Source organism: Salinivibrio sp. ML198 (assembly GCF_001996015.1).
Taxonomy (GTDB): domain Bacteria; phylum Pseudomonadota; class Gammaproteobacteria; order Enterobacterales; family Vibrionaceae; genus Salinivibrio; species Salinivibrio siamensis.
This window is the reverse complement of the sequence record NZ_MUEZ01000002.1, coordinates 12,407-36,970: the sequence shown is the minus strand read 5'-3', so window position 1 is coordinate 36,970 and position 24,564 is coordinate 12,407. Positions and strand designations below refer to the sequence as shown.

General features: G+C 50.2%; 22 protein-coding genes. 9 read left to right on the top strand and 13 right to left on the bottom strand.

Annotated elements, in window-relative coordinates; genetic code table 11:
- The first annotated feature begins 3 nt into the window (after nucleotides 1-3).
- Nucleotides 4-2,019 carry a choline BCCT transporter BetT gene (locus tag BZG25_RS01555; RefSeq protein ID WP_077638449.1) on the top strand — a complete coding sequence of 672 codons (2,016 nt, stop codon included), beginning with the start codon at nucleotides 4-6 and terminating at the stop codon, nucleotides 2,017-2,019.
- Nucleotides 2,020-2,062: 43 nt separating this feature from the next.
- On the opposite strand, the gene BZG25_RS01550 is transcribed toward BZG25_RS01555, so the two are convergent.
- On the bottom strand, nucleotides 2,063-2,638 hold the full coding sequence (locus BZG25_RS01550) for a nucleoside deaminase (protein ID WP_077638448.1): 576 nt from the start codon (nucleotides 2,636-2,638) through the stop codon (nucleotides 2,063-2,065).
- Between the two features lie 205 nt (nucleotides 2,639-2,843).
- Here BZG25_RS01550 and BZG25_RS01545 point away from each other — a divergent pair, with 205 nt between their 5' ends.
- On the top strand, nucleotides 2,844-3,965 hold the full coding sequence (locus tag BZG25_RS01545; protein WP_077638447.1) for an efflux RND transporter periplasmic adaptor subunit: 1,122 nt from the start codon (nucleotides 2,844-2,846) through the stop codon (nucleotides 3,963-3,965).
- 10 nt (nucleotides 3,966-3,975) lie between these two features.
- Complete coding sequence (locus BZG25_RS01540; RefSeq protein WP_077638446.1) at nucleotides 3,976-7,068, top strand: efflux RND transporter permease subunit; 3,093 nt, start codon at nucleotides 3,976-3,978, stop codon at nucleotides 7,066-7,068.
- An 80-nt stretch (nucleotides 7,069-7,148) separates the two neighbouring features.
- Here the strand turns inward: BZG25_RS01540 and BZG25_RS01535 are convergent, their stop codons facing one another.
- Entirely contained in the window at nucleotides 7,149-8,042 is an 894-nt protein-coding gene (locus BZG25_RS01535; protein WP_077638445.1) for a LysR family transcriptional regulator, read from the bottom strand.
- 90 nt (nucleotides 8,043-8,132) lie between these two features.
- Here BZG25_RS01535 and BZG25_RS01530 point away from each other — a divergent pair, with 90 nt between their 5' ends.
- The gene (locus BZG25_RS01530; protein WP_077638444.1) at nucleotides 8,133-9,062 is read left to right on the top strand and encodes a DMT family transporter; all 930 of its coding nucleotides are present in this window, start codon (nucleotides 8,133-8,135) and stop codon (nucleotides 9,060-9,062) included.
- Between the two features lie 87 nt (nucleotides 9,063-9,149).
- Here the strand turns inward: BZG25_RS01530 and BZG25_RS01525 are convergent, their stop codons facing one another.
- Complete coding sequence (locus BZG25_RS01525) at nucleotides 9,150-10,397, bottom strand: FAD-binding oxidoreductase (protein ID WP_077638443.1); 1,248 nt, start codon at nucleotides 10,395-10,397, stop codon at nucleotides 9,150-9,152.
- A 325-nt stretch (nucleotides 10,398-10,722) separates the two neighbouring features.
- On the opposite strand from BZG25_RS01525, the gene BZG25_RS01520 reads away from it, so the two are divergent.
- From BZG25_RS01520 to BZG25_RS01505, 4 genes are all read left to right on the top strand, one after another.
- The gene (locus tag BZG25_RS01520) at nucleotides 10,723-11,949 is read left to right on the top strand and encodes an acetyl-CoA carboxylase biotin carboxylase subunit family protein (protein ID WP_077638442.1); all 1,227 of its coding nucleotides are present in this window, start codon (nucleotides 10,723-10,725) and stop codon (nucleotides 11,947-11,949) included.
- A complete protein-coding gene (locus BZG25_RS01515) occupies nucleotides 11,942-13,921 on the top strand; it encodes a hypothetical protein (RefSeq protein WP_077638441.1) in 1,980 nt (659 codons plus the stop codon). Before BZG25_RS01520 ends, BZG25_RS01515 begins: the two co-directional genes overlap by 8 nt.
- 130 nt (nucleotides 13,922-14,051) lie before the next feature.
- Nucleotides 14,052-15,059 carry an amidoligase family protein gene (locus tag BZG25_RS01510; protein ID WP_077577876.1) on the top strand — a complete coding sequence of 336 codons (1,008 nt, stop codon included), beginning with the start codon at nucleotides 14,052-14,054 and terminating at the stop codon, nucleotides 15,057-15,059.
- On the top strand, nucleotides 15,035-15,733 hold the full coding sequence (locus BZG25_RS01505; RefSeq protein ID WP_077638440.1) for a gamma-glutamyl-gamma-aminobutyrate hydrolase family protein: 699 nt from the start codon (nucleotides 15,035-15,037) through the stop codon (nucleotides 15,731-15,733). Before BZG25_RS01510 ends, BZG25_RS01505 begins: the two co-directional genes overlap by 25 nt.
- 67 nt (nucleotides 15,734-15,800) lie before the next feature.
- Here the strand turns inward: BZG25_RS01505 and BZG25_RS01500 are convergent, their stop codons facing one another.
- From BZG25_RS01500 to BZG25_RS01465, 8 genes are all read right to left on the bottom strand, one after another.
- Nucleotides 15,801-16,274 (bottom strand): 2TM domain-containing protein, encoded by a 474-nt coding sequence (locus BZG25_RS01500; protein WP_077638439.1) that lies wholly within the window; start codon nucleotides 16,272-16,274, stop codon nucleotides 15,801-15,803.
- Nucleotides 16,275-16,422: 148 nt separating this feature from the next.
- The gene (locus BZG25_RS01495; RefSeq protein WP_046073336.1) at nucleotides 16,423-16,638 is read right to left on the bottom strand and encodes a VF530 family DNA-binding protein; all 216 of its coding nucleotides are present in this window, start codon (nucleotides 16,636-16,638) and stop codon (nucleotides 16,423-16,425) included.
- Between the two features lie 76 nt (nucleotides 16,639-16,714).
- Complete coding sequence (locus BZG25_RS01490; RefSeq protein ID WP_077638438.1) at nucleotides 16,715-17,323, bottom strand: GNAT family N-acetyltransferase; 609 nt, start codon at nucleotides 17,321-17,323, stop codon at nucleotides 16,715-16,717.
- Between the two features lie 20 nt (nucleotides 17,324-17,343).
- Nucleotides 17,344-17,901, bottom strand: a complete 558-nt coding sequence (locus BZG25_RS01485; RefSeq protein ID WP_235606018.1) for a GNAT family N-acetyltransferase — start codon at nucleotides 17,899-17,901, stop codon at nucleotides 17,344-17,346.
- Complete coding sequence (locus BZG25_RS01480) at nucleotides 17,894-18,415, bottom strand: GNAT family N-acetyltransferase (RefSeq protein WP_046073338.1); 522 nt, start codon at nucleotides 18,413-18,415, stop codon at nucleotides 17,894-17,896. The genes BZG25_RS01485 and BZG25_RS01480 overlap by 8 nt, the downstream gene beginning before the upstream one ends.
- Before the next feature lie 140 nt (nucleotides 18,416-18,555).
- A complete protein-coding gene (locus BZG25_RS01475) occupies nucleotides 18,556-19,104 on the bottom strand; it encodes a hypothetical protein (RefSeq protein WP_077638488.1) in 549 nt (182 codons plus the stop codon).
- Nucleotides 19,104-19,640, bottom strand: coding sequence for a GNAT family N-acetyltransferase (locus BZG25_RS01470; protein ID WP_077577879.1), 537 nt, complete (start codon nucleotides 19,638-19,640; stop codon nucleotides 19,104-19,106). The genes BZG25_RS01475 and BZG25_RS01470 overlap by 1 nt, the downstream gene beginning before the upstream one ends.
- A gap of 19 nt (nucleotides 19,641-19,659) precedes the next feature.
- Nucleotides 19,660-20,247 (bottom strand): N-acetyltransferase, encoded by a 588-nt coding sequence (locus BZG25_RS01465; protein ID WP_077638437.1) that lies wholly within the window; start codon nucleotides 20,245-20,247, stop codon nucleotides 19,660-19,662.
- Nucleotides 20,248-20,458: 211 nt separating this feature from the next.
- Here BZG25_RS01465 and BZG25_RS01460 point away from each other — a divergent pair, with 211 nt between their 5' ends.
- Nucleotides 20,459-21,103 (top strand): NAD(P)-dependent oxidoreductase, encoded by a 645-nt coding sequence (locus tag BZG25_RS01460; protein ID WP_077638487.1) that lies wholly within the window; start codon nucleotides 20,459-20,461, stop codon nucleotides 21,101-21,103.
- Between the two features lie 59 nt (nucleotides 21,104-21,162).
- Here the strand turns inward: BZG25_RS01460 and lhgO are convergent, their stop codons facing one another.
- Together lhgO and BZG25_RS01450 are read right to left on the bottom strand one after the other, a co-directional pair.
- The gene (lhgO, locus tag BZG25_RS01455) at nucleotides 21,163-22,398 is read right to left on the bottom strand and encodes an L-2-hydroxyglutarate oxidase (protein WP_077638436.1); all 1,236 of its coding nucleotides are present in this window, start codon (nucleotides 22,396-22,398) and stop codon (nucleotides 21,163-21,165) included.
- 7 nt (nucleotides 22,399-22,405) lie between these two features.
- Entirely contained in the window at nucleotides 22,406-24,559 is a 2,154-nt protein-coding gene (locus tag BZG25_RS01450) for a TRAP transporter permease (RefSeq protein ID WP_077638435.1), read from the bottom strand.
- Nucleotides 24,560-24,564: the final 5 nt, after the last annotated feature.

Below are 24,564 nucleotides of genomic sequence, written 5' to 3'. Positions count from 1 at the left end.
ATTATGCGTCACGAACACTCATCAATAAGCGCGGGCATTAACCCGCCGGTATTTTATCCTGCCGCCGCTTTAATCGCGGCTTTTGTTATTTTTACCATTAGCGTGCCAGATACCGCCGGCGCGCTATTTGGTAGCGCGCAAGCTTGGATCATCGACACCTTTGGCTGGTTTTACTTACTCGCGATGGGGCTATACCTTGGCCTGGCCTTGATTTTTGCACTGAGCCGCTATGGCCAATTTAAGCTGGGCCCGGATCACAGTGAGCCCGAGTTCAGCTACCACTCATGGTTTGCGATGCTTTTTTCTGCTGGCATGGGGATCGGGTTAATTTTTTACGGGGTCGCCGAGCCAGTATTTCACTATGCGACCCCAGTAGTTGGCGAAGGCAATACCGCAGAAGCGGCTAAAGCAGCAATGCGCATGACCTTTTTCCATTGGGGATTACACGCATGGGGCGTTTATGCGATTGTCGCCCTTGCCCTCGCCTATTTTAGTTTTCGCCATCGTTTACCACTCCGCATTAGCTCAGCGCTTTATCCTCTAATTGGTAAACGTATTCATGGTCCACTTGGTTATACCGTCGACGTATTTGCTGTTTTTGGCACCATGTTTGGTATTGCTACTTCTTTGGGCTTGGGCGTGATGCAGATAAACGCAGGCTTGAACTATTTATTTGATATTCCGACAACAACCAGCGTGCAGTTAATACTGATTGCTTGTGTGACGGGACTCGCCACCATCTCAGTCGTACTGGGGCTCGATGGAGGCATCCGTCGATTGTCTGATTTAAATCTCTGGCTAGCGATTGCCTTACTGCTCTTTGTCGTGGCGGTGGGTCCTACCCTCTTTATTTTCGAAACATTGGGGCAAAATATTGGCACCTATTTGTCATCAATGGTTGATATGACATTTAATGCCTACGCCTATACGGGTGATGAAAGTACAGATGGTTTTTTAGGGGGATGGACACTCTTTTACTGGGCGTGGTTTATCGCTTGGTCACCGTTTGTAGGGATGTTTATCGCAAGGATATCTCGCGGCCGGACGATCCGCGAGTTCATTCTTGGCGTCATTTTTGTCCCTGTCGGTGTCACCTTTATTTGGCTAACTGTGTTTGGCGATACCGCGCTACACGGTATTCTTACCAACACCATGCCAAACTTGGTAGACCAAGTGTTTGCCAACAGTTCAACATCGTTATTCCACTTTTTGGATAGTTTCCCATTGGCAGGTGTCTCCTCCGTGATTGCAACTTTATTGGTGATCACCTTTTTTGTCACCTCATCCGATTCGGGCTCATTAGTGATCGATACCTTAACGTCCAAGGATGATGGCGAGTCGCCGGTAAAATTGCGTATTTTCTGGGCGCTTGCCGAAGGTTTAGTCGCCTCAGCGTTGGTCGTGGCTGGCGGTAGCAATGTCCTATCTGCACTGCAAGCAGCCTCTCTGACCTCGGCACTGCCTTTTGCGGTCATTTTACTCGCGGTTGGCTTTGGTTTGCTTAAAGCGTTAAAAATGGAGGCTCTCAAACGCGATAGTCTCCAACATCTAGCGACGATACCGGGCAATGTGACGCGCCATAGTCCACATTACGCAGAAAACTGGCAAAATCGCCTACAAACCTTGGTGGCTTCACCTGAGTGGCAGGAAATCGCTGTAATGTTGGATAAAACCATTGAGCCCGCGATGCGTGCGGTCGCCGAAGAGCTTGAGAAGCAGGCGCTGGATGTCAGTATCAACCGCGAACACGATCGCTGCTATCTGCGAGTTCACCACGGCAATGACCCTGATTTTATTTACGGAGTACGAGCCCGTGCCTATGCCAGCCACACGTTTAACCTAAAAACCTTAGCGGATAATGAGACATTGGATACGCCACACCATTATCGTGCAGAGGTATTCTTACGGGAAGGCGGCCAGCAATACAATATTGCGGGCTACAATCAAGCGCAAGTGATTGAAGATATGCTGGATCACTACGAAAAGCATCTACACTTTCTTCACGTGATCAATAGCTAAATCTTATTTTGTCGAGTAACTAGCGCCGCCTTTGCGCGGCGCTTCATCCTTGTCGAGCGTTTACGGCACTCACACCTTGCCAATCTTCCAACTCTTGTTCGGGGTGCTCGGCTCTAAATTGCTGATACAGCGCAATGCCCTGCGGATCTTCCAACACATCGACCGTCACCCCTTTCTCTTGCAGCGCCGTCTCGTTACCGCTCGCACTGGTGATATCCCCTACCACCACTCGAGAGAAACCGCGCATGCCGATCAATGCCGCGCACACATCGCATGGGCTTAAACTGGTAAACAAAGTTGTTTGGCTGAAGTCGATTCGCCCGGCATCACGTATCGCAGCCGTTTCACCGTGGTTGTAGGGATGATTTTCTTGCACCAAGGTGTTGTGTCCTTTACCCACTATATGACGTGTTTCATTGTCAATAATCACCGCGCCGATGGGGCATCCTCCTTCCTCAGCGCTTTTTTGGGCTAGCAGCACCGCAATGCGCATCAAGTCCGCATCCGTTAGTTTTTGGCTGAAGCTGTTATCCACCAGCACCGGCAAACTGCGCGTTGGCATATGCGCCATGGCACGCAGCGCCGCTTCGTTCACCGTACTGTTTGCATTTAATAGCATCCGCTCTCTCCTTATTCCATCTGACAGATAACGTTAAGCTGCGTCATACCACAAGATCATCAATTTACTCGCAATTAATGAACCAAACAGTGATAAGGTTTGTATTGGTCAATTCGATATTTGTTATTGGTTTAATCGACCTTTTGCGCCTTCGTCTGTACTTGTTAGCCAAGGGTGGTGATAGCAACTCTGTTCAGGGATTTTTATGATAAAACGTTTGATTATTATGTTAGTCGCATGTGGTCTCCTTTTTGGGGGAATTTTTGCTTACAAAGCGGTAGGCAACCATTTTATGAACCAATTCTTTGACAACATGCCTGCCCCTACGGTCACCGTGATGGCCACTACAGTCACAACCCACCCTTGGCGTGAACAACAGACCACTATTGGCAGTTTTGCGGCCATTAATGAAACCCAGCTAACCACCGAGGCAAGCGGCATTGTCAACGATATTATGTTCGATAACGCGACATCGGTGAAAAAGGGACAATTGCTCCTCACGCTAGATGCCAGCGTTGATGAGGCAGAATTACGTCGACTCGAGTCCGTGGCAGAACTGGCACAACTTGAACTGCGGCGTTATCAGCGGCTATTTAGAGATAAAAACATCTCCGAGTCAGAGCTAAAGCGCAAAGAAAGCGAAGCCAAACAAGCAATTGCCGCTGTCGACAGCCAAAAAGCGCGCATTGAGCAAAAGTCATTAACCGCGCCTTTCGACGGCATCATTGGCATCCGAGAAGTCAGTCTTGGCCAATTAATGTCCCCGGGGACAGCGGTTGCGACACTCACGTCAGTGACCCCGATTCACCTCAACTTTACCTTGCCGGAACAGCAACTCAGCACGTTGAAAAATGGTCAAACCGTTTCTGCCACGATTAGCGCACAGCCTGATGAGGTCTTTGCCGGCACAGTGACTGCAATTTCGCCGGTGGTGACGCCGTCGAGTCGCAGTGTCGATATTCAAGCCACCTTTGACAACCCAGATGCCGTTTTACGGTCAGGTATGTTCGCACGCGTGAGCCTTGATCAAGGTGAAGAAACGCAAAATGTCTTGCTGGCACCACAAAGCGCGATTCAATTTAATCCGTATGGCAACGCGGTATTCGTGATCCAAGAGCAAGACGATGCATTGACGGTACAACAGCGCTTTGTACAAACGGGCGCGCGCCGCGGTGACATGATTGTGATTAAAGACGGCCTTCAACCCGGTGACCGTATCGTTACCTCCGGCCTCCTCAAGCTCCGTAACGGCAGCAACATCAAGATCAGTGATAATGAACGTGTTCAGCCGAGCGAAGATCTTGATCCCAACGTTGTGAATCAATAGGAGCCATTCGATGCGATTTACCGACGTCTTTATCAAGAAACCCGTCTTGGCCTCCGTAGTGAGCCTATTCATTATCTTGCTCGGCTTACGCGCCATCACCGACATGAATGTGCGTCAATTCCCCGAGATCAAAAATGCAGTGGTCAATGTCTCTACCACTTATATCGGTGCAGATGCCGACCTGATCCAAGGCTTTATCACCACGCCGCTGGAGCGTGAAATCGCTGCCTCAGAAGGGATTGATTACTTAGTCTCCACATCAACCGCTGGTGTGAGCACCATCGAAGCCTATTTACGCCTTGATTACGATCCGAATGAAGCACTCACGCAGATTGCTGCACAGGTGAACAAGGTGCGCTCAGAGCTACCTGATGATGCCCGTGAGCCCGTCGTCACACTGCAGGTGGGGGAAACGGTCGCAGCCATGTACCTCGCGTTTTATTCTGACGTCCTCACTGATAATCAAATTACCGATTACTTGGTCCGGGTGGTCGAGCCACAACTGTCGACGATTCCCGGCGTGCAGCGTGCTGATGTGTTGGGTGCCAGTAGCTTTGCCATGCGAATCTGGCTCGACTCGGTCAAAATGGCCGCGTACGATCTCACCGGTACGGATGTGATTACCGCCCTGCGCAGCAATAATGTGCTTGCGACGCTAGGGCGCACCAAAGGCCAAGACGTGGCGATTGATTTAAACGCCGCCACCGACATTCATGACGTGAAACAATTTGAAGATCTGGTGATCAGCAGTGATGGCCAATCTGTTGTGCGTTTGAGTGATGTCGCGACCGTTGAGCTCGGCGCGGAAAGTTACCAAACGTCGGTGAACTTTAACGGGCTCGATGCCACCTTTATCGGCATCGAAGTTTCGCCAGATGCCAATGCGCTGGATGTGATTGAGGCGGTGAATCAGGTGTGGGATGCCGACATTACCACCCAGTTGCCTCAAGGGTTGTCGGCGTATATCGCCTATGACTCAACCGAGTATATTGATAACGCCATTGATGAAGTAGTTATATCGATTATTCTCGCCTTAGCCATCGTAGTCTTTGTGATTTATGGTTTTTTAGGGTCGTTACGCTCGGTAATTATTCCTGCGGTCGCGATCCCCGTATCGCTCATCGGCACCTTCTTTTTAATGTGGCTGTTAGGATTTTCCATCAACCTACTGACACTGCTTGCCATGGTGCTGGCGATTGGTGTGGTGGTTGATGATGCGATTATCATGCTTGAAAACGTGCACCGCCATATCGAAGAAGGCAAAAGCCGAACACAAGCCGCGCTGGAAGGCGCGCGCGAGCTGGCGTGGCCGATTATCACCATGTCGACTACCTTGGTCGCGGTGTTCCTGCCCATCGGCTTTGTCGGTGGCTTAACCGGGGTGTTGTTTGTTGAATTTGCCTTTACTCTCGCCGCGTCGGTGATCTTATCCGGCGTGGTGGCGCTTACGCTCTCGCCCATGATGTGTGCCTATGTGCTCAAGCCCTATCAAGCGGACAAAGCGACCCAAGAACGCTCCCTTGAGCATTGGCTGGATAAGCAGTTTGACCGATTGCATCATCGCTACCAACGCACACTCCATAGCTTGTTGAATACCAATGCAGTGATCCTCACGTTTGGCGCGATTGTTTTAGTGTCTTGCTATTTTTTGTTTATCACCAGTCCTTCTGAGCTTGAGCCCGCCGAAGACCAAGGGTTTGTGTTCTCCATACTCGAAGCCGACAGCCAAACCACGCTGGATGCGTTGTCTGCCAGTACCGACGAGTTAAACCGACTGATTGACGATGTACCAGAAATCGACAACGTCTTTATTATCAATGGCTCTGGCGGCACCAATAACGCAATAGCCGGTATTGTACTCGCGCCATGGGATGAGCGAGAGCGCAGTACCCAAGCGATCTTGGAAAACGAGATTCAACCCTTTATGGACAGCCAACCGAGCTTAAGCAGCTTTGCCTTGGTGCCCCCTTCACTGCCGTCTCCGGGCGGCGGCACACCGGTTGAATTTATTATCGGCTCAACACAACCCTTTGAGGCGATTAATGAAGTGGCGAACAATATTGTGGGCAAAGCGATGCAGACTGGGCGGTTTATCTTTGTCGATACCGATCTAAGCATTGACCGCCCCAAACAAACGGTCAAGATCGATCGTGAAAAGGCGGCTTTGATGGGCGTCGATATGCAACAGCTCGCCGCGGATATGGGCTCATTGTTATCCGGGGCGGATGCGGGACGCTTTTCACTGGAAAACCGCTCTTATCGAGTGATCCCCCAAGTGGCGCGTAATGAACGCCTCACACCGGAACAATTGCGCCAGTTTTATACCCGCAACCAAGACGGCGAATTGGTTCAACTATCAACGTTAGTGACCTTAGAAGAAAGTGTGCAGCCTCAAGCATTACGCGGTTTTCAGCAGCTGAATGCGGTGAAAATTTCCGGTGTACCGCGCCCTGGTGTTCCCTTGGGGGAAGCGCTGGGTGTGCTCGAAGAGATTGCAGCAACAGAATTGCCAGCAGGCTTTAGCGTTGATTATGCCGGACAGTCACGTCAGTTTATGAGCGAGGGCCAGCAACTGGTCGTGACCTTCTTCTTTGCTTTGATTGTGATTTTCTTGATCTTAGCGGCGCAGTTTGAGTCGTTTAAAAACGCGATCATTATTTTGGTCACCGTGCCAATGAGTGTCTGTGGCGCGCTGATATTTATCAGCCTAGGATTTACTACCTTGAACATTTACACTCAAGTTGGCTTGCTCACCCTCGTTGGTCTGATTGCTAAACACGGGATATTGATCGTCGAGTTCGCCAATCAGCTCCAACAAGAAGGACGGACCAAACGTGAGGCGATTGAAGAAGCGACCGCCATCCGTTTACGCCCTATCTTGATGACCACGGCAGCGACGGTGCTCGCCATGATCCCGCTATTGATTGCCTCAGGAGCCGGTGCTGGCGCCCGTTTTGCCATGGGCCTAGTGATTGCCAGTGGGATGACACTGGGCACCTTGTTCACCCTGTTCGTGGTGCCTGCCATGTATCTGTTCTTAGCCAAAACCATCACGCCGGCATCCACCGAGTTATCGCCAGCGCAGACGCATCATAGCGATTAATCGAAAAATCGTACCCATTGGGGCCACTGTAACGTGGCCCCTATTGTCTCGGGCAACAGCCTTTTATATCCGGTTACGCGCTAAGAGGACATAAAACGCGCGAGAACAAATTCCACCAGCAATCGAACACGCAAAGGCACTTGTTCTCGGTCTCGATAGAGTAAAAATAGCGTGCGCGCTCGACTGCACCATTGCGGTAACACGCGCTGTAATTCACCCTTTTCTATCAAAGGTAGCGCGGAATAATCAGGAATATAGCCGATGCCAAATCCAGCCTCCACCGCATGGGTTAACATCTGAATTTCATCCACTTCTGCACGTATACCCGTGGTGGCTTGATAATCAAACGCCTCCCCCGTTTGATGGTGTGTGAGCTCCCAAACTGTCATTGGATGACAAATCACCACCGGTTTACCTCTCAGATCACTAGGAGAGCGCACATCGTGATAGTCACTGTCAGGGCTGGCGCACAAAATGAAGTGAATATCGGTGAGCGGCCGTGCAATCCAATTTTCGACCACGGGGTTCCCGACTCGAAACACCACATCCATGCCTTCCGCTTCAATATCTATCAAGCTATTGGAAAAGTTAATATCCAGTTGAATCTCTGGATACTCACGCATAAAGTCGAAAAAGACGCGGCGTAAAAACTGCTTACCGGCATTGATCGGTGCGCTGATACGAATTTTGCCCTGAGGGTGATGTTTCTCGCTCACCAAATCATCGTTCAGTGTCTGCAACTCATCGAACAACCCTGCGGCACGTTCAAAATAGCGATGGCCAATTTGGGTCAGAGAGATACGATGTGCATCGCGATTGAGTAAACGCAGGGCAAGATCCTGCTCAAGCTGGCGAATTCGACGGCTTAGGGTGGATTGCGGCATGGCAAGCTGCTGCGCCGCGGCTTTAAAACTCCCCAACTGCGCCACGGTACAAAAACAGCGCAAATCGTCTAACGAATAGCTAGGTTTCATATTTGGAATCTACCGTTCTGATATTGTCGGTTTATTCATATTTTGAAACTTATACACTAGCGCCCATCACTCAACAAGTCAGGTCTTGCTATGACAACTACTGCTTCACTGTGGAAAGCCGTTGCCCTTCTCATTTTATGTGCCTTTTTTTGGGGTAGCACGTTTCCAATAGGTAAAGATGCGCTAAATGAAGTGAATGCGCTCACCTTGGTCTTTTGGCGCTTTGCCGTCGCCGCGATTTGTCTAGGCTTTTATCTCAAACTCACCCGTACCCGCGTTCCCACACTCAGCGCCAAGCAGTGGCTGTGGGCAACCACCGTCAGCGCTGTGGGGATTGGCGGCCTTAACCTCTGTTTGTTCACCGGACTCGAGTATACCCAAGCGACCAATGGGTCATTAATCATGGCGCTCAGCCCGTTAGTGACTTCACTTATCGCCTGTATCGCGATTCGTGCATTGCCGCGTAAGGGACAAGTTTTCAGCTTGGTGGTGAGTTTATCGGGCGTGCTCGTGGTGATCACCAATGGGCAGTGGCAGATGCTCAGCCAATTAAACTTTAACCAAGGTGATCAGATGATTTTCACTGGCATGTTTGCATGGAGTGCGTACACCTTCTTCAGCCAAGGCATTGGCCGCTGGATGCCGGTGATCCCCTACACGTTTTTAGGTATGCTCAGTGGTGCGACTGTGATTGGCATCATGTGTGCACTTACCCCAAAGGTTCATCCGTTTGGCGAAGTGCTCGCAGCCACCCCATTAGCCGTCTCCGAACTCCTTTATATCGGTGTGCTGGGTACTGTCGCTGGTTACTTACTCTGGCTCAACGGCGTGCGCCATCTCGGCTCTGCCAATGCAGCACTCTTTTTTAACTTTGTGCCTGTGTTCGCGGTACTCACCGCGTTTTTGATGGGACAAGCCGTGAGCCAACTTCAGGTGGTGGGCATTGTCATTGTAATCGCAGGACTGTTGCTGCCACGCCTTCCTCACCCACGCCAATGGCGCGTTGCACGCTCTGCTTAGCGGTGTCGCTATTATACCTCTGAGTGCATCATGAGTCGCGCGCGGTGACTCGTTTTCATCGCGTGCAACTCATGCCTCATCATAGGGTTATCCGCCGAATCGGGTGACACGATAGGGTTGCATATCCACATCCGTGGCCTCCCCATCCATCATTTGCCCTAATAATTTCCCGGTGACCGGCCCTAACGTAAATCCTTGGTGGCCGTGACCAAAGGCAAGCCATAACCCTGTACGTTGCGGCGCCTCACCTATCACCGGTTTCATGTCCGGCATACACGGACGTCCGCCTTTCCACGGCGTTTCATCAATACGCGCGCCAATAGGATATAAAGCTTTCGCTTCATGCTCTGCTGCTTGCAGCTGGCTTTGATCCGTGGGGGCGTCCAAGGCGGTTAACTCTGCGCCCGTGGTCAAGCGGATACCTGCACGCATAGGTGCCAGCAAATACCCCACTTCCGCATCCATAATCCAGTGATTAAGTGGCTTTTTCTCATCGCATTGGTAATGCATGTGATAGCCACGCTTGGTAAACAAAGGGACCTCTAGACCTTGTTGACGCAACCAGTAAGAGGACCAAGGGCCCATTGCCATTACGACTTGGTCAGCATGTAACTGACCGTCATCGGTTTCGATAACCCACTGCTCGCCTGCTTGTTTCAATGCCTGCAAGTTCGCGCGTTTAATCTCGCCGCCTTTAGCAATCACATCGTCAGCATAGGCCTTGACCAAAGCGCCTGGGTCGGTGACTGTCCAAGGTTGTTTCCAGTGGATCGCGCCCGCCAGCGAAGCCGTTAAATTTGGCTCCATCGCCGTGATCTGTGCTGCGTTTAGCACCTCATAGTCAACGCCATAGTTGGCACGATCTGCGGCGGCACGCGTGCATTCATCATCTAAGGCTTTTTGCGTGCGGAAAAGCTTGAGGTAACCTTCCTTACGAATCAAGGACGCTGCGTTCGCGGAGGCAATCATTTCCTCATGAGTGTCTAACGACTGCATAATTAACGCCGCGTACTCTGGCACCAATTGTTTGTATTTACTCTCACTGGAATAATGCCAGTATTGTAATAACGGATGGGCGGCTCGGATAACGCTCGTAGGACGGTAACGAATATCGACCGAGCGATTCGGCAATACGCGCAATAAGGTGGCAAGGTCGCGGGGAAATGCGTAGGGTCTAACCGCCTCGCGCTGAATAATCCCGGCATTACCAAATGAGGTTTCTTGTCCGGGGCTTACCCTATCGACCACGATGACCTCATACCCGCGCTTTAAAAGGTGCCATGCCACAGAGACACCTACCATGCCTGCACCTAATACCACTACCCGCTTTGCCATACTTCACTCCCTGAATAACTTGAAATTATGTTTTTAGTGTACTTTGCTTGTCATTATGCCGTTGTGTGCTTTTTGCACATAAGTTACAAGCTTTTAACCAATGCAGGTAGAGGTATTTAACAATCAATCTCACACTTTTTCGACCATCCCCGCCCCTGTCAGACAAGCTCAAGCAAGTAAGTCTTTGTCAATGAAACAATTCATTGTTCTTACTGATTCCAGCTAGCTAGCGCACACTTCCAGCAGAGAAACAGGGGCAAGTGGTTACTATTTAGACCTAGCTATGTGAGAGTGACAAAACACATTCGACGTAAAAGGAAGCAATATGGCTGACTATGATCCAAACAAAGGCTTCGTCGCCATTCTAGGATGGAGCCTCAATGCAATTGATGCGATTAGCCGTTTCGATCGTAAATATGTCGTTGTTGCCCCAACATGGGCAGAAGAGTATGCCAAAGAGCATGATATCCCCTACCTTCCTTGGGACTTTGAGCGCCTCAATGACCGTTCCTTTGAAATTGCCACCACCCTACAAGAAATGGGGGTCGATGTGGCGATTCCTCTGTTCGAAGAAACCGTAGAGTGGGCCGGCGCCATTAACGCCGTGCTGCTCAAAAACCCTAAGCTGATGGGACAGTCTCTTCTGTTCCGCGATAAATCCTTAATGAAACGCCGTGCACAAATCGGCGGTATTCGGGTTGGGATCTTTGAAGAAGCGCAAGATAAATCCGACGTGGTACGTTTCCTGCGCCGGGTTAACCAAGCCTTGCTGAAACTTGACGGCGACCCAAATGACCCGATCCACCTCAAAGCCTTTGACAAAGCAGGCTGCGAAGGCCACTGGGTGGTGCGTGAGCCTGATGATCTCGATCGTGTTTCCGATGAAGAGTTCCCGCTATTGATGGAAAGCCACCTCGATGGTTGGGAGTTTGCTGTCGAAGCATTTATTAAAAACCGCAAAATCCAGTTTTTAAACATCTCCGAGTACGTCACCCTCGGCTACTCTGTTTTCGTCCCGGCCTCCCCCGAGTTGGAAAAATATCGGGAAAAAGTGACCCAGGAAATCGAGAAGCTGATCGAAGCGTTTGATATTGATTTCGGCTTTATCCATCCAGAGTACTTTGTTACCAACGATGGTCAGATGTACTTCGGTGAAGTAGCCTACCGCCCACCCGGTTTCCAAGGCTTTGAAATTATTGAACGTGTTTATGACTTTAACTGCTATCAAGCGATGGTGGTAGCGTTTGACCCTAAAACAACTGACGAAGAACTCAACGCTTTCTTCCCAACGCCTATCAAAGATGCCAAAGGCGTCGCCGGTACCTTTGGGGTATATCCAAGACGCCGAGTGGTAAGCCAGCTAGCCATACCTGAAGAGACCGAGAATCACGAGTACTTTGAGTTTCATGAGCTGCAGTCGCCTATGGAGGGGAAAGTGCCTAAACGCAGTGCATTTGGCACACACTGGGGTTTGCTACACTTTTATGGTGACGACCCGCATGTTATGCGTGACTTATTAAAAGCACAGGAAGACCTTGATTTCTATGTCTAGCTTACTCAATAAGCTTGATCATGCCGTTGAACAACTTGGTCAAGTAAGCTCCATCGCCAAGGCACGCCACCAATTTCACGTGATTGATATTTGTGGGCGTGTATTGGCACAGGATGACGGCATTAATCAACTGTACTCACGGATTGTCACTCTCACTGAGGCAGGCCTTTTTGAGGGAACAGATTGGGGGCAGCCCGAGTATCTCGTACCGAATCTCGTGCCAGATACGCTCGCGCATGCCGACAAAGCCACCGTGGTGCTAGATTGTCTCAGCCAGCTTCGAATGCTGGCTATCGTCGAGGGGAAGCTCTCTTCCCCGCCTTTTTCCCAACAAGAAGCACATCAATTTCTTGCCAGAGTATTAAGCCTCAATTTATCACTCGTAATGGGTCTTACCGATGAGTCGAGCCGTATTCGACTCGGTGCAACGGCGCCCGCTATTAGTACTTTATATCGTTTTATTCTCAGCCACTTGGGCTATGAAACCATTCTCAGTGAACTGGTTGATGAAGTTTGGCGTGTACTCGCGCAGCGCCCCATTCAGGTCAATCCAATTAAGGCGATGATCAATCAGATCTCTATTTTGGTGTCGCAGGAGCAGATTAACCTCGGTGAAGCTAAGCTCGGCATCGATCGTCTTGTCAGTGCGTTATACGGCCCAACCCAGGGCTGCTATGACGATCCGGGGTTGGACGCGTACTGTGAGCGTCTGAATGCAATGGACAGCAATGCTTTACAACAAGAGGCGTTGGGATTTGCACGTGCGATGCATGATGTCGGTTTAGCATCTGATTACCACGCCATATTTTTACGATGGTTATTGGACAATGAGGGAAGCGACACACTCCCCACCGCGCTAGGTTTAAGTAATACTGGCTTAGACTGCCTAGTGACCTATCGTCAGCTGGTGCACACACTGGTCCAGGAAGCCATTTATCCGCAAACCGCGCAAGCTGTGTATGGTTTGGCAATGATGCTTGAACGGGGTGTTCTGTTCGATGCGCCTGTCGCCCCGAGTCTGTGGCGTCAGATTCATCTCAACCTACACCCAGACGTCGCCCATACACTGACCTTGGCCTTTGGTGAGCAACTCCCCGCTCGCGTTCATCTGTTAGCGGGTGTCATGTCAGTGCTTGGCCAGCCGCTAGGTGTGGCTCAAGGCAACAACCCGACTTGCCAATCGGCACGTGCAATATCCATGTGGGCGTATAATGACCCTGATTACTTACTCAACTGTATCGTTCAAGTTGCTTGTAATCAGAGCCTACGCATGCATTTTGAAGGACAGTCGTTAGACTCTCACACCCTCTTACAGGGGCTGAGTACCGCACTGCCATTCGATACTGACCCTGTGTCAGTCGTTCTGGTGCCGCATTTGGATAAACTTTACATCGAAATGGGCCGGCTTTGTGTCAACCGAGAGGAAGACCCCCATAAGTGGATCAATCCAGAATTTCATGGTTGGTACGTGGGGCGTGAGTTCATGATTGCCGTTGACGTTAAAACAGGACAACTGAAAGAGTTTGATAGTTTTATCGAGCGCTTCTATCGCAGTTATCATCCGCTTTATAACGGCAATATTCCCGTTATACATCCCCAGCCGGTTGGGATCGCAGTCACCAGCAGCCAGGGCCGATTTGTCGGCTGGCACGCGATCACCTTGATACGTATCGCCCTTGACCAAGACAGCGTGATGCGGGTTTATTTTTACAACCCCAATAACGATAGTGGTCAAGATTGGGGACACGATGTGGTGGTGTCAACGCAAGGGAAAGGAGAGCAATACGGGGAAGCTTCCTTACCCTTTGAGCAATTTTTATCTCGACTATATCTGTACCATGATGACACGATTCAAGTTGGTATAAAGAGTCCTCTACCCAGCGAAGCTCTCAATAAAATCAAGCGCATGGCGTTTGAAAGCTGGGCACAAGAACGCATAGAAAACAGCACAGATGCCGTTGTTAATGGCTAAGCATCAACCTGTTCAGTGGTCTCGAAACCACTGAACAGGTGTTTATTATTTATCCCCTCAGGCCTTTAAGTGTCAAAGGTTTATCCCCACCTCTTATCTATCGTTGATAAAAAATGAGGCTTAAAAAACCATGGATGCGCCAGATTCATCACTGAAAACACCGCCTCAGATCACCAACGCTGAGGGGAAAACGCGTCGTGTAGGCGTTGAGATAGAGCTCAGTGGCTTAGAGCTGGATACCATTACGCGTTTAGTGGCGGATTTTTTCTCCCTACACATCAAGCGAGGGGGTCGATATGATCGCCGCTTGAGCGGAGACAAAGCCGGAGACTGGGTAGTGGAACTCGACTATGCCAAGCTCAAGCGCTTGGGACAAAGCGATCGTAGTGAAAACACCGTGACCAATCGACTGGATCAATCCGCCGAAGATCTATTGGCATGGGCGGCAAAAGCCTTTGTCCCCGTGGAAATTGTCGGCCCGCCTCTGCCACTTGACCGCCTGCAAGAGGTTGACCAACTCATTGCTCATCTGCGTCAACAAGGTGCCGAAGGAACCGAGGACAGCCCAGTTTATGCGTTTGGCATGCAGCTCAACCCAGAGCTGCCTGATTTAACCGCCAAAACGATTTGTGCTCATTTAAAAGCATTTTTATGTTTGTATGACTGGCTTTTAAAGCGTGCTGATATTGATTTATCGCGGCGTCTAACCAACTATGTCGACCCTTTCCCGAAAGCCTATATTGAACGCGTGCTAGCCGCTGATTATTGGCCGGATCTCGATACCCTAATCGACGACTATCTGATTGATAATCCTACACGCAACCGTGCGCTAGATATGCTGCCCTTATTCACTCACCTTGATGCTGAGCGAGTGAATAAAGTGATTGATGATGGGCTCACACAAGCGCGGCCAACGTTTCATTATCGGTTGCCGGACAGCAAAGTCAGCCGACCCCATTGGGGCATTCACGAAGCATGGAACGATTGGGTGGAAGTCGAAAAACTCGCCGCCGATCCTGCACGACTGGAAACATGCTGCAAAGCCTATTTGGGCTATCTCAACGACCCATTGGCGCGTATCGTTAATAATTGGGCGGAAAAGGTGCACAATTTATGGATAAACCCGTCATCGCAATAACCGGCCCTAGCAAAGGCGCAAGGCTGCCACGTTTTTTTGTCGCCGCGGCAGTCAAACTTTATGGAGGCAAACCGTTACAACTGCACCCCGGCACCACCTTAGATCCAGACGCCTATCAAGGCGTGGTGATTACTGGCGGGCACGATGTTGAGCCTGTGCTGTACGCCGCCGAGCCCGAAGTGAAACCCAACTACGACTCTGAACGCGATGCGCTAGAGAGCAAAGTTATCAAAAGCGCATTGGCGAGCCAAAAGCCCTTGCTGGGCATTTGCCGTGGTGCGCAACTTCTCAACATCTGTTTGGGCGGCACCTTGCACCAAAGCTTGCGCGAGCAACGCAAAAAAACCTCTCATCGCTGGACAGTGTTCCCGATGAAAACCTTGTGTATATTGCGTGATGTCAACGGCCATATACAGCAACGGTTGGGGCAAGGCAGACGCAAAATAAACAGCCTACACAACCAAGCGATTAACGCGTTAGGCGAGGATTTGACGGTAAGCGCACGTGATTTAGATGGCATTGTACAAGCCATTGAGTCGCCCAACCGCCCTTATACACTGGGGGTACAGTGGCATCCAGAATTCTTGCTTTATCTTCGCTGTCAGCGTGCGCTGTTTAAGGGCCTAGTCGAGCACGCAACGCGCTTCCAGCAGCGACAAGCGGCATCTCAGTAAAGATGTCTGTTAGTTGGTGAAAAACAAAAACGCCGAGGCACATTCGCTCGGCGTTATCAGGTAGCGACTAACGCTTTGACCGCGCATTCAGTCGCTTCTCTATTTGGCGTTTTTCCCACTTATCACCAAAGAGATCGACAATGCCCAGAGCACTGACGCCGTGGCTGACCACTGCAATCCCCCATCCCATTGCTGCCCACCAAGCCCAATAATAGCCTGGGTTAGTTTGCCAGTTGATAATAAACAAAATCACCATCACGACCACATAGCGCGTCAAATGAGAATAAAACCCGCCGAGGGCACGGACGCGATTGGCAATCACTCTTTCTTCTGGACTCATTGAAGTATCTGCCTGCATGTCTGTCTCCTTTTGCAAATCACTAATGTCGATATCAAACACAGCAGCCAACGATTTCAGCGACTCCAATCCGGGTTTGTGGCCGCGTTCGATACGTTGAATCGTTCGAACACTTAGTCCACTAAATTGTGCTAATTGGTCTTGCGACCACCCTTTTTGAACTCTGAGTGCTTTCACGTTCATCCTTGCTCCTTTGTGCTCTTCCCTAGCGACACTATGCAAAATGGGGGCGACATTACCACGACAGCACCCCGACACCTTAACGACAGTTGTTTAAAATCAATCACTTAGAAATAAACACCGACCGATAGCCAATCCGTATATTTTACCCTTAGCAAAAGGTATCAATATACAAAGCTTCGACTTTATCGCGCGCCCACTGCGTTTTACGCAAAAATTTCAACGATGATTTCATCGAAGGATCGTTAGAAAAACAGTTCACATTGATATGTTGGTAAAGGCCTGACCAACCATAGTGTTCAACCAAACGGGTCAAAATGGTTTGTAGGGTTAACCCGTGCAGCGGGTTATTGGGTTGTGTATCCATAAGGGTTCTCAGCAACTCGAGCACGCGCTCGTCAATAAAAGCGCTACTTTACGTGACGATATTGCAAAACGCGAATTTAACCACGGTAGCGCGCCAGCTTATAATCAAGGTTTAGCTTAATCGCCGGCCATTCGCTTTCGATAATCGAGAACACAACGGTATCACGGTATACGCCATTCACGATCTTGTGGTTACGCAACACACCATCTTGTTTGGCCCCTAAACGGGCAATGGCCGCACGCGATGCCTGATTCAACCAATGGGTGCGAAACTCAACGGCAATCACCCCCAAGCTTTCAAATGCATAAGCGAGTAATAACCGCTTACACTCGGTGTTTACCGACGATCGGTGATAACTGCTGGCGTACCAAGTGTAACCAAGTTCCACGCGCTTATTGGCGGCATCCGCATTGGCCAATCGTGTTGACCCAATCACTCGCCCCGATTCTTTCTCAATCACGGCGAACGGCAATGCTTTATCTTTCGCTTTTTCGTCCAAGGCGCTAGCGATGTAGCCTTCCACCGATTCTGCGTTCGGGACCGAGGTATACCAAAGCTCCCAAAGCTTTCCATCGGTAGCGGCTTCAACTAATGCATCCGCGTGCGAGGCAGATAAAGGAACCAAGGAAACCGTGTCACCGTGCAATATGATGTCATCTTGAATAAAAAAGCGTTCCATGCTCATTATTTAGTCCTCACTATTTTTCATTCCGCCACTTTTGCATAAACCACAGTGCTAGAAATCGCACCGCTCGGCAGGATACGGTCATTGATAAGTATCGCTTCTTGATGATAACCACAGCGCTCGGCTACCGCACGGCTGCGGGTATTTTCGTAGGCAGTTTTGATTTCGACACGCTTGGCATTAAGGTCATTAAACGCGTATTGCTCTAGCGTTCGCACCGCTTCACTCATATAGCCAAGGCCTTCTTTGGAGCTCCGCAGCCAATAGCCTATTTCAAAATAAGGAATCGCGATGTTGCGGATGATTAAGCTGATCACACCCACCAATTGCCCCGTCGATTTTTCAAAAATCGAGTAGCGTAGTTCATTGATAAACATGTCGAAGTCATCAATCGCTTGTTGGGTGTTTTCAATCGAGCTCGATTCGGTCAACGCGTGCGGAAGCCAATCCATAAAAGGCGCAAGGGTGTGCTGACTTTCCAACACGGCTTCTAAAATGAAAGGCTGATGGGTCATATTGGGTGCCACCAGCAACAGACGGTCACTGTCCAATTGGTCTACGCGCGGGGAATCATCCATTAATATCCACCCAGTACCGAGCCAATGATTCATTGAACACTTCACCATTGATGATGTTTTCCAACGTGCCGCCATTGGCTTCAATTACTTGGCGCGATGCCATATTGTCTTCATTCGCGGTAATTAGAGCGCGAGTGATCCCCAGCTCTCTCGCCTTGGGCAGTGCTAAGGCTAACATTTGCTTGCCACATCCGCGTCCACGATATGATGGCGCAATGTCGTAGCCAATGTGTCCAGCTTCTTGGGTTAGAAATGGCGTATTGATGTGATGACGGATCCGAATCGCGCCAATGATTTGTTGCTCAGCATCAAGCAGCCAAAAATGACTACACGGCACATACCCTTTACGAAGGTTTTTACCCAATGACTCATCCGTTAACCGCGTCACGTAAGTGGGGAAATCGTCTTTCCCCGACCGATAGTAATCGGCATTGTCGGGGTCAAACTGAACAAAATCATCATAAAAACGTGTAAAGGCTGCTTGGTGATTGAGTGCGGGGACGACTAATTCCATGTGCTTGTTCCAAGTCCTATAATAGAACTAGGCTATCTCATTGATATTGAAAAATAAACACTTATTGGCCGCCTATCATCCGCCGCCTTAGCGCGCCCTGCTCGCCACACAGGAGTGATTGAATGGTTGATTGCCGCGCATCACTGCCAACGCATCACCGCATCAAACGTTTGACAATGTTGAACCGCTTGCTCCGCCTCTTGCAGATAAACTTGCTGGGCACTTGAGGTTGGATAGGTTAAATACTCGGAACATTTCGCGCTTTGACCATTACCCACCACAATCTTGGCGCCTGGTTGCAAGGTGCACTGTACCAATTTATCGAGCGGCGACCATTGATAACAAATCTCATAGTCTTGGCGATAATCCGCCACCAAGCCAGACGGGTGTGATAACGCCCACCAGTGACCAAACTGACTATGCGGGTTGGTGCTATTCCACGCACGATACACTGTTACCCCTTCAGTCGCCTGATATACCTTGCCTTGGCAAAGCTTCCCTTCCAATGGCTGACCCAGCGACGCCGCCAGTAGCGCTGGATCGTCCACGGCTACAAACTTATCTGCCCATGCGCTTGGCAACGCCGTGCTACCGACACATTCTGCAGCGTCGGTCGTTTCATTACCAACGGGCGTACTGGTACACGCTTGCAGTGTAACGATCAGTGCGCCAAGCAGTGCTTTTTTCATCATCCTTGCTCCCATTCGTGTCGTAATATGGCGTAAACCACCGTATCCCACCACCGTTCTTTAAAGAAACGATGCTGATGAAAATGGGCCTCTTGTCGCATGCCAAGTGAACGACAAAGCTTGGTTGCAGCGAGATTATCGTTAATGGTCTCAGCGTATAACCGATGCACGCCCAGACACTCAAAACCGAAGTTGGCCAGTGCGACAGCCGCCTCTCTCATTAGCCCCGCGCCTTGCGCCTCCACAGCTAAGCCGCACCCGATGGATGCTTGATGGTTGTCCTCAAGCCTTAAACCGACAGTGCCAATACATTTTTCTGATTGCTTGCAGATAACCGCCAACTGATAAGCCACGCGTGGATTTGCGTTGGCTTGTTCGATAAAGCGCGCGTGTAAGTCTCGGTATGTCTCTGGCTGGCAGTCCGTTTCGCTATAAAAACGCTGGTACTTCTGGTGTTGCGTTAAGTGAACAAACGCCTCTTCATCGCTTGGCTGCATGTCACGCAGCACTAGTCGACGTGTTTCAATCATAAACATCCTTGTCTCTCTTGTTGTTTTAGCTCAGCGCCTTGACCATGGTGGTGGCGCCTGAAAAGCCGACTAACCATTTTAGGTGCGGAAAGCGCTCTTCTTTAGTGGCGACAAAGCCTTTGGCTTGATAAAGCTTGCGGGCTCTGGGGTTACTATCAATCACATCCAACCGAACGCTTTCAAAGCCATGCGCTTGGGCATAATCCATAATGGCATCCAACAATTGGGAGCCAATCCCCTGCCCGCGTACCGCGCTATCAACAGCAATGCCATCCATCACCAATTCATTGGGTGCCGCTTTACGCTCAAACAGCGCCAATACTGCACAGGCCCAAGTACCCTTGATGAGCCCCAAGCTATCGATCAGTTGTTTTGCGCCCATACCCTGTGTCAACGCGCCGGCTTGGGTTTGAAACCCGGCCAACCCCACTACCTTGCCGTTTTGCATAGCAGCAAACGAAAAGTTTGGGACAAAACATCGGGACAGCATCGCCACGCGCGCTGCCTGATTAGGGATTGCCCGTGCGAACTTCATCCCAAACGCCTGCTCATAGAGCTCAGCCACTTTTTGTGCTTGCTCAAGCGGCCATCCTTGCTGGATCGCTATATCCATTGGATCCCCCAGTTTTTTCCTAGATTAAAAAAGCCACACATTTATCTTGACGTAAAGATTAATGATGTTTATCTTTACGTCAAGATAAACAATTAATAATAACTTAATCAGTTCAGCATGGTTTAACCACAACCGTATGACCGCCGCATCCTTTTACTGGTTATCGCGCGGCACAAGGACACACAGGAGTCATGACATGGAAACTAACACAATGAATATAATCGTATTTGGTGCCACAGGCGATATTGGCAGTCGAATTGTGGCAGAAGCGTTGCAACGTGGGCATAAGGTCACGGCAGTAACACGTAACGAGGCAGCATTCAGCAAGCTACCCGACACCGTAACGCCTGTCGCCGTCAATTTGAACGATGCGGACAAGGTGGCATCGGTAATGGCTGATCATAATCTTGCCATTACGGCGTTACGCCCACCGACAGGCGAAGAAGCACAGTTACCCGTGTTAACCCAAGCCGTCGTCCAAGGCGCAGCACATCATCAAATGCGCGTTCTGATTGTCGGCGGTGCCGCTCGACTGATGATTCCCGGCACTGACGGTGAAACCGTGTTAAACGCAGAGGGCTTTCTTCCCGCCTCAGCCGTTGAGATAGCACGCGCGTGCCAAGTGCAATATGAGCAATGTTTAGCCAGCCAAGATGTGATTTGGAGCTACCTCTCACCTGCCGCCATGATCGCACCTGGTACTCGCACCGGTCAGTACACATTGGGGACAGACACCTTAGTGACAGATAGTGACGGACAATCTCGCATTTCGATGGAAGACTTCGCGGTCGCTATGCTTGATGAAGCCGAAACACCTAAGCATCTGCAGCAAGCATTTACAGTCGGTTATCAGTAATCAAAGCAAAAGCCAGCGGCCGAGTGTAGGCGCTGGCTTTCACTTTCCGATATGTAGCGCTAATCAGCATCATTGCTGAGCCACTGCTGTTTTTGCGTCACCTTGTCACAAATGTATTCACCAATCGGCATCGCAGAGGTCGCTGCCGGCGATGGCGCATTACACACGTGTAAACTCCGCGCACTCTCAGCAAACAGAAAGTCATGGACCAAGGTGCCGTCATTTAACACGGCTTGAGCACGGATCCCCGCTGGATACGGAGTCAAATCCTTAGCTTTTATCGCTGGGCAATACTTGTTCACCTGCTTGACATAACCCGGCTTCCACCAGGAATTTTTCAGCTCAACCAAGCCGGCTTTTAGATTATTGATGGTGACTTTCCAAAACCCAGCAAAGGTCAGCATTTGCCAGGTATCTTTTAGACTGACATTCACCTTGCCATAGCCTTCACGCTTCCAGCCTTGCACCGCGTTAGGTCCAACCGTAATGGAGCCGTCTATCATCCGCGTGAGGTGAACGCCTAAAAAAGGTAAATCGGGATCGGGAATCGGATAGATAAGGTGATTAACAAAGCCTTGGTACTGGCTCGCAAGTTGATAGTATTCCCCGCGGTAAGGGATAATTTGAAACGCTGTCGGGATCCCCATCATTTGGGTCATTCTATCCGCCATCAACCCACTGCATGTCACCACAAATTGACATTGAATCGTCAGACGCTCCCCGCTTGCTTGGCAATGGAGAGTGACTTGTTCAGCCGCTTCACTGGCCCCTATCACTTCTGTACTGAGTTGGGTGACACCGCCGAGCGCTTCAAACTCACACACCATTTGCTCAGTCACCCGCCGATAGTCAACAATGCTGGTCGCACGAACCGCTATGGCACCCAAGCCTTTAACATTCGGCTCTTCAGCATGAAGCTCCGCCGCATCCAGCCAGCGCACGTCGATATCATTGGTTAAGCATCGCTCATAGAGCGCCTGCATCCGAGCCATCTCTTGCTCGTTGGTGGCGACCAATAGCTTGCCACAGTTCTCCACCGCAATATCGTGTTTGGCACAAAATTCAACGGTCAGCGCCGCTCCTCGTTTACAGAAATCGGCTTTTAAACTGCCTGGTGGATAATAGACACCCGCGTGGATCACGCCACTGTTATGCCCAGTTTGGTGCTGGGCAACACTTGCCTCTTTTTCCACCAGCAATACGGAGCAGTCTGGGTATCGCTGCTTTAATTGCCAGGCTGTGGATGCGCCAACAATACCACCACCGACAATCACATAATCATAAACAGATTTCATATACGCCTCATGACACTGGCAGTTGAGATTGTTGCAACTGATACTTGCGCCCACTGTATATAAACAGGCCCACAAACCCAACGACGCTCACTAAGCGAAGCCACAACGGGATATCGTGCCACACTAACAAGGCACCAATCATTAATAAGCAAAGGCGGCTTACCCAATTAATCGGGCCTTCAAGATATCCTTCAATCGCGCCAATTAAGGCATAAGTGCCAATAATGGCAAAAAAGCCAACCTCTAACACCGAGACGATATCCCAGCTGACCAGGCCAGTATAAGCAATGAGCAAAGGCACGAGATACAAGCCTTTAGCAATTTTCCACGCCATCAGCCCCGTGCGCATCGGTGGGGTTTTAGCAATGGTGGCCGCGGCAAATGCCGTCAAACAAAACGGCGGGGTCACGTTACTGTCTTGCGATAACCAAAAAATAATTAAGTGGGCGGCGAGCAGGGCCAAACTGACGGCCTCCAGCCCTAAGCTTTGCTCTAACAAGGTTTCCATAAAGTCAGCCGGCACTAAGGCAACCATTTGCTGCGCGGTTTCCATGGTCATTGGCGCATTTAAAAGATCGAGTTTGTCTGGGGCAGCCAACATAAATATCGCCTTGGCTTGCTCGGGAAGTTGGCCTGATACCAGCAGCTCCAACAATTGGTTTTCAGCGATCAGCTTATACAGAGCCGGTGCCGACAAGGTGCCCAGTACGATATAGGCAGCGGTCACTGGTAATCCCATCCCTAACACTAACGAGGCGATAGCAATTAGCACCAGCATCATAAAAAGATCACCGTTCGCCCAACCATCAATCATCAGCGAGAAAGTATTGCCGATACCCGTGGTACTGATCACATTCACCACCAAACCAATGCCCACGAGTAAGATGGCAGTGGTGGCCATATTTTTTGCCCCTTGCGCCAAGGCCTCGATGATCGCTTTCGGCCCCATCCGGTGCTCTTTGGAAAACCAGGAAGCGAAAATCACAGAAAGAATCGAAATACCCGCGGCATAGGTGGGTGTGAAACCTTTAATCAGCAAGGTGACAAGCACCGCAAGCGGGATAAGGTTATGCCAACCGCGGAGAAGCACCATCAATAAAGAGTCCTCGGTGGTGACAATCTTTTGCACGCCACTGCGCTTTGCTTCAATGCGCACAAAAAAGCTCACAGAGAGAAAGTAGATCAGCGCAGGAACCAGTGATACAGCAATAATGTCAACGTAAGGAATTTGGGTGTATGAGGCCATGATAAACGCCCCCGCCCCCATTACGGGCGGCATTAATTGCCCCCCAGTTGAAGCCGATGCTTCGACCCCAGCAGCAAAGCGCGACGGAAAACCGGCTTTTTGCATTAAAGGAATACTGATCACCCCAGTCGATACGGTATTCGCTACGCTCGAGCCTGACACTGACCCCATTAACCCAGAGCCAATCACCGCAATAAAACCCGGCCCGCCAATAATCTTACCCGCGGCCGCACGGGCCACGTTGATGATATAATCTCCAACCCCAGAGCGGACAAGAAAGGCGCCAAATAAAATGAACATAAACACGAACGTCCAGCTAATCCGGGTAATCGCGCCAAACATGCCTTCCGAGGAGTAGTAACTGCGATATAACAGGGTTTCAAGGCTCAATCCGGGAAAGTGAAAAATCCCCGACGCCCACTCGCCCCACAGCACGACATAGCTCAAACACACCATAATCAGAATGGGAATAAACCATCCCATGGTACGACGAATCAGCTCCACCACGATGATGATCGCTAAGCTGGCGAACACCCAATCGGCAGTGACAAATTTTACCCCACGCGCGTACAACGCGTCCTCGGCATAAGGGATATACAACAGACAAGCCACTGCACCTAACGCAATAAAAATATCGACCGCCAGCGCTATTTTATTCCGCTTCAAAGAGATATGGCCCGGATACCACAGTGCACAAATCACCGCAAACCCCGCAAAGTGGGTCGCCGAAATCCATAACTCCGGTAGTGTTGATAACGTATTGAACCAAATATGCAATACAGACAACACCACGCCCAGCACAGTGATGGTGGTGGTCACCCACGGAAAATCATCGCGCGTGGGTAATTCAAATTTCTCCAGCGCTGTTTCATCAGGCTCTTGCTCAACAGGTTCGTGCTCTCTTGGCTCGCTCATCCCTT

Excerpts from the sequence above, each read along its gene's own strand:
- BZG25_RS01555 (WP_077638449.1), top strand. The coding sequence starts at position 4 with ATGCGTCACGAACACTCATCAATAAGCGCGGGCATTAACCCGCCGGTA.
- BZG25_RS01550 (WP_077638448.1), bottom strand. The coding sequence starts at position 2,638 with ATGCTATTAAATGCAAACAGTACGGTGAACGAAGCGGCGCTGCGTGCC.
- BZG25_RS01545 (WP_077638447.1), top strand. The coding sequence starts at position 2,844 with ATGATAAAACGTTTGATTATTATGTTAGTCGCATGTGGTCTCCTTTTT.
- BZG25_RS01540 (WP_077638446.1), top strand. The coding sequence starts at position 3,976 with ATGCGATTTACCGACGTCTTTATCAAGAAACCCGTCTTGGCCTCCGTA.
- BZG25_RS01535 (WP_077638445.1), bottom strand. The coding sequence starts at position 8,042 with ATGAAACCTAGCTATTCGTTAGACGATTTGCGCTGTTTTTGTACCGTG.
- BZG25_RS01530 (WP_077638444.1), top strand. The coding sequence starts at position 8,133 with ATGACAACTACTGCTTCACTGTGGAAAGCCGTTGCCCTTCTCATTTTA.
- BZG25_RS01525 (WP_077638443.1), bottom strand. The coding sequence starts at position 10,397 with ATGGCAAAGCGGGTAGTGGTATTAGGTGCAGGCATGGTAGGTGTCTCT.
- BZG25_RS01520 (WP_077638442.1), top strand. The coding sequence starts at position 10,723 with ATGGCTGACTATGATCCAAACAAAGGCTTCGTCGCCATTCTAGGATGG.
- BZG25_RS01515 (WP_077638441.1), top strand. The coding sequence starts at position 11,942 with ATGTCTAGCTTACTCAATAAGCTTGATCATGCCGTTGAACAACTTGGT.
- BZG25_RS01510 (WP_077577876.1), top strand. The coding sequence starts at position 14,052 with ATGGATGCGCCAGATTCATCACTGAAAACACCGCCTCAGATCACCAAC.
- BZG25_RS01505 (WP_077638440.1), top strand. The coding sequence starts at position 15,035 with ATGGATAAACCCGTCATCGCAATAACCGGCCCTAGCAAAGGCGCAAGG.
- BZG25_RS01500 (WP_077638439.1), bottom strand. The coding sequence starts at position 16,274 with ATGAACGTGAAAGCACTCAGAGTTCAAAAAGGGTGGTCGCAAGACCAA.
- BZG25_RS01495 (WP_046073336.1), bottom strand. The coding sequence starts at position 16,638 with ATGGATACACAACCCAATAACCCGCTGCACGGGTTAACCCTACAAACC.
- BZG25_RS01490 (WP_077638438.1), bottom strand. The coding sequence starts at position 17,323 with ATGAGCATGGAACGCTTTTTTATTCAAGATGACATCATATTGCACGGT.
- BZG25_RS01485 (WP_235606018.1), bottom strand. The coding sequence starts at position 17,901 with ATGGATGATTCCCCGCGCGTAGACCAATTGGACAGTGACCGTCTGTTG.
- BZG25_RS01480 (WP_046073338.1), bottom strand. The coding sequence starts at position 18,415 with ATGGAATTAGTCGTCCCCGCACTCAATCACCAAGCAGCCTTTACACGT.
- BZG25_RS01475 (WP_077638488.1), bottom strand. The coding sequence starts at position 19,104 with ATGAAAAAAGCACTGCTTGGCGCACTGATCGTTACACTGCAAGCGTGT.
- BZG25_RS01470 (WP_077577879.1), bottom strand. The coding sequence starts at position 19,640 with ATGTTTATGATTGAAACACGTCGACTAGTGCTGCGTGACATGCAGCCA.
- BZG25_RS01465 (WP_077638437.1), bottom strand. The coding sequence starts at position 20,247 with ATGGATATAGCGATCCAGCAAGGATGGCCGCTTGAGCAAGCACAAAAA.
- BZG25_RS01460 (WP_077638487.1), top strand. The coding sequence starts at position 20,459 with ATGAATATAATCGTATTTGGTGCCACAGGCGATATTGGCAGTCGAATT.
- lhgO (WP_077638436.1), bottom strand. The coding sequence starts at position 22,398 with ATGAAATCTGTTTATGATTATGTGATTGTCGGTGGTGGTATTGTTGGC.
- BZG25_RS01450 (WP_077638435.1), bottom strand. The coding sequence starts at position 24,559 with ATGAGCGAGCCAAGAGAGCACGAACCTGTTGAGCAAGAGCCTGATGAA.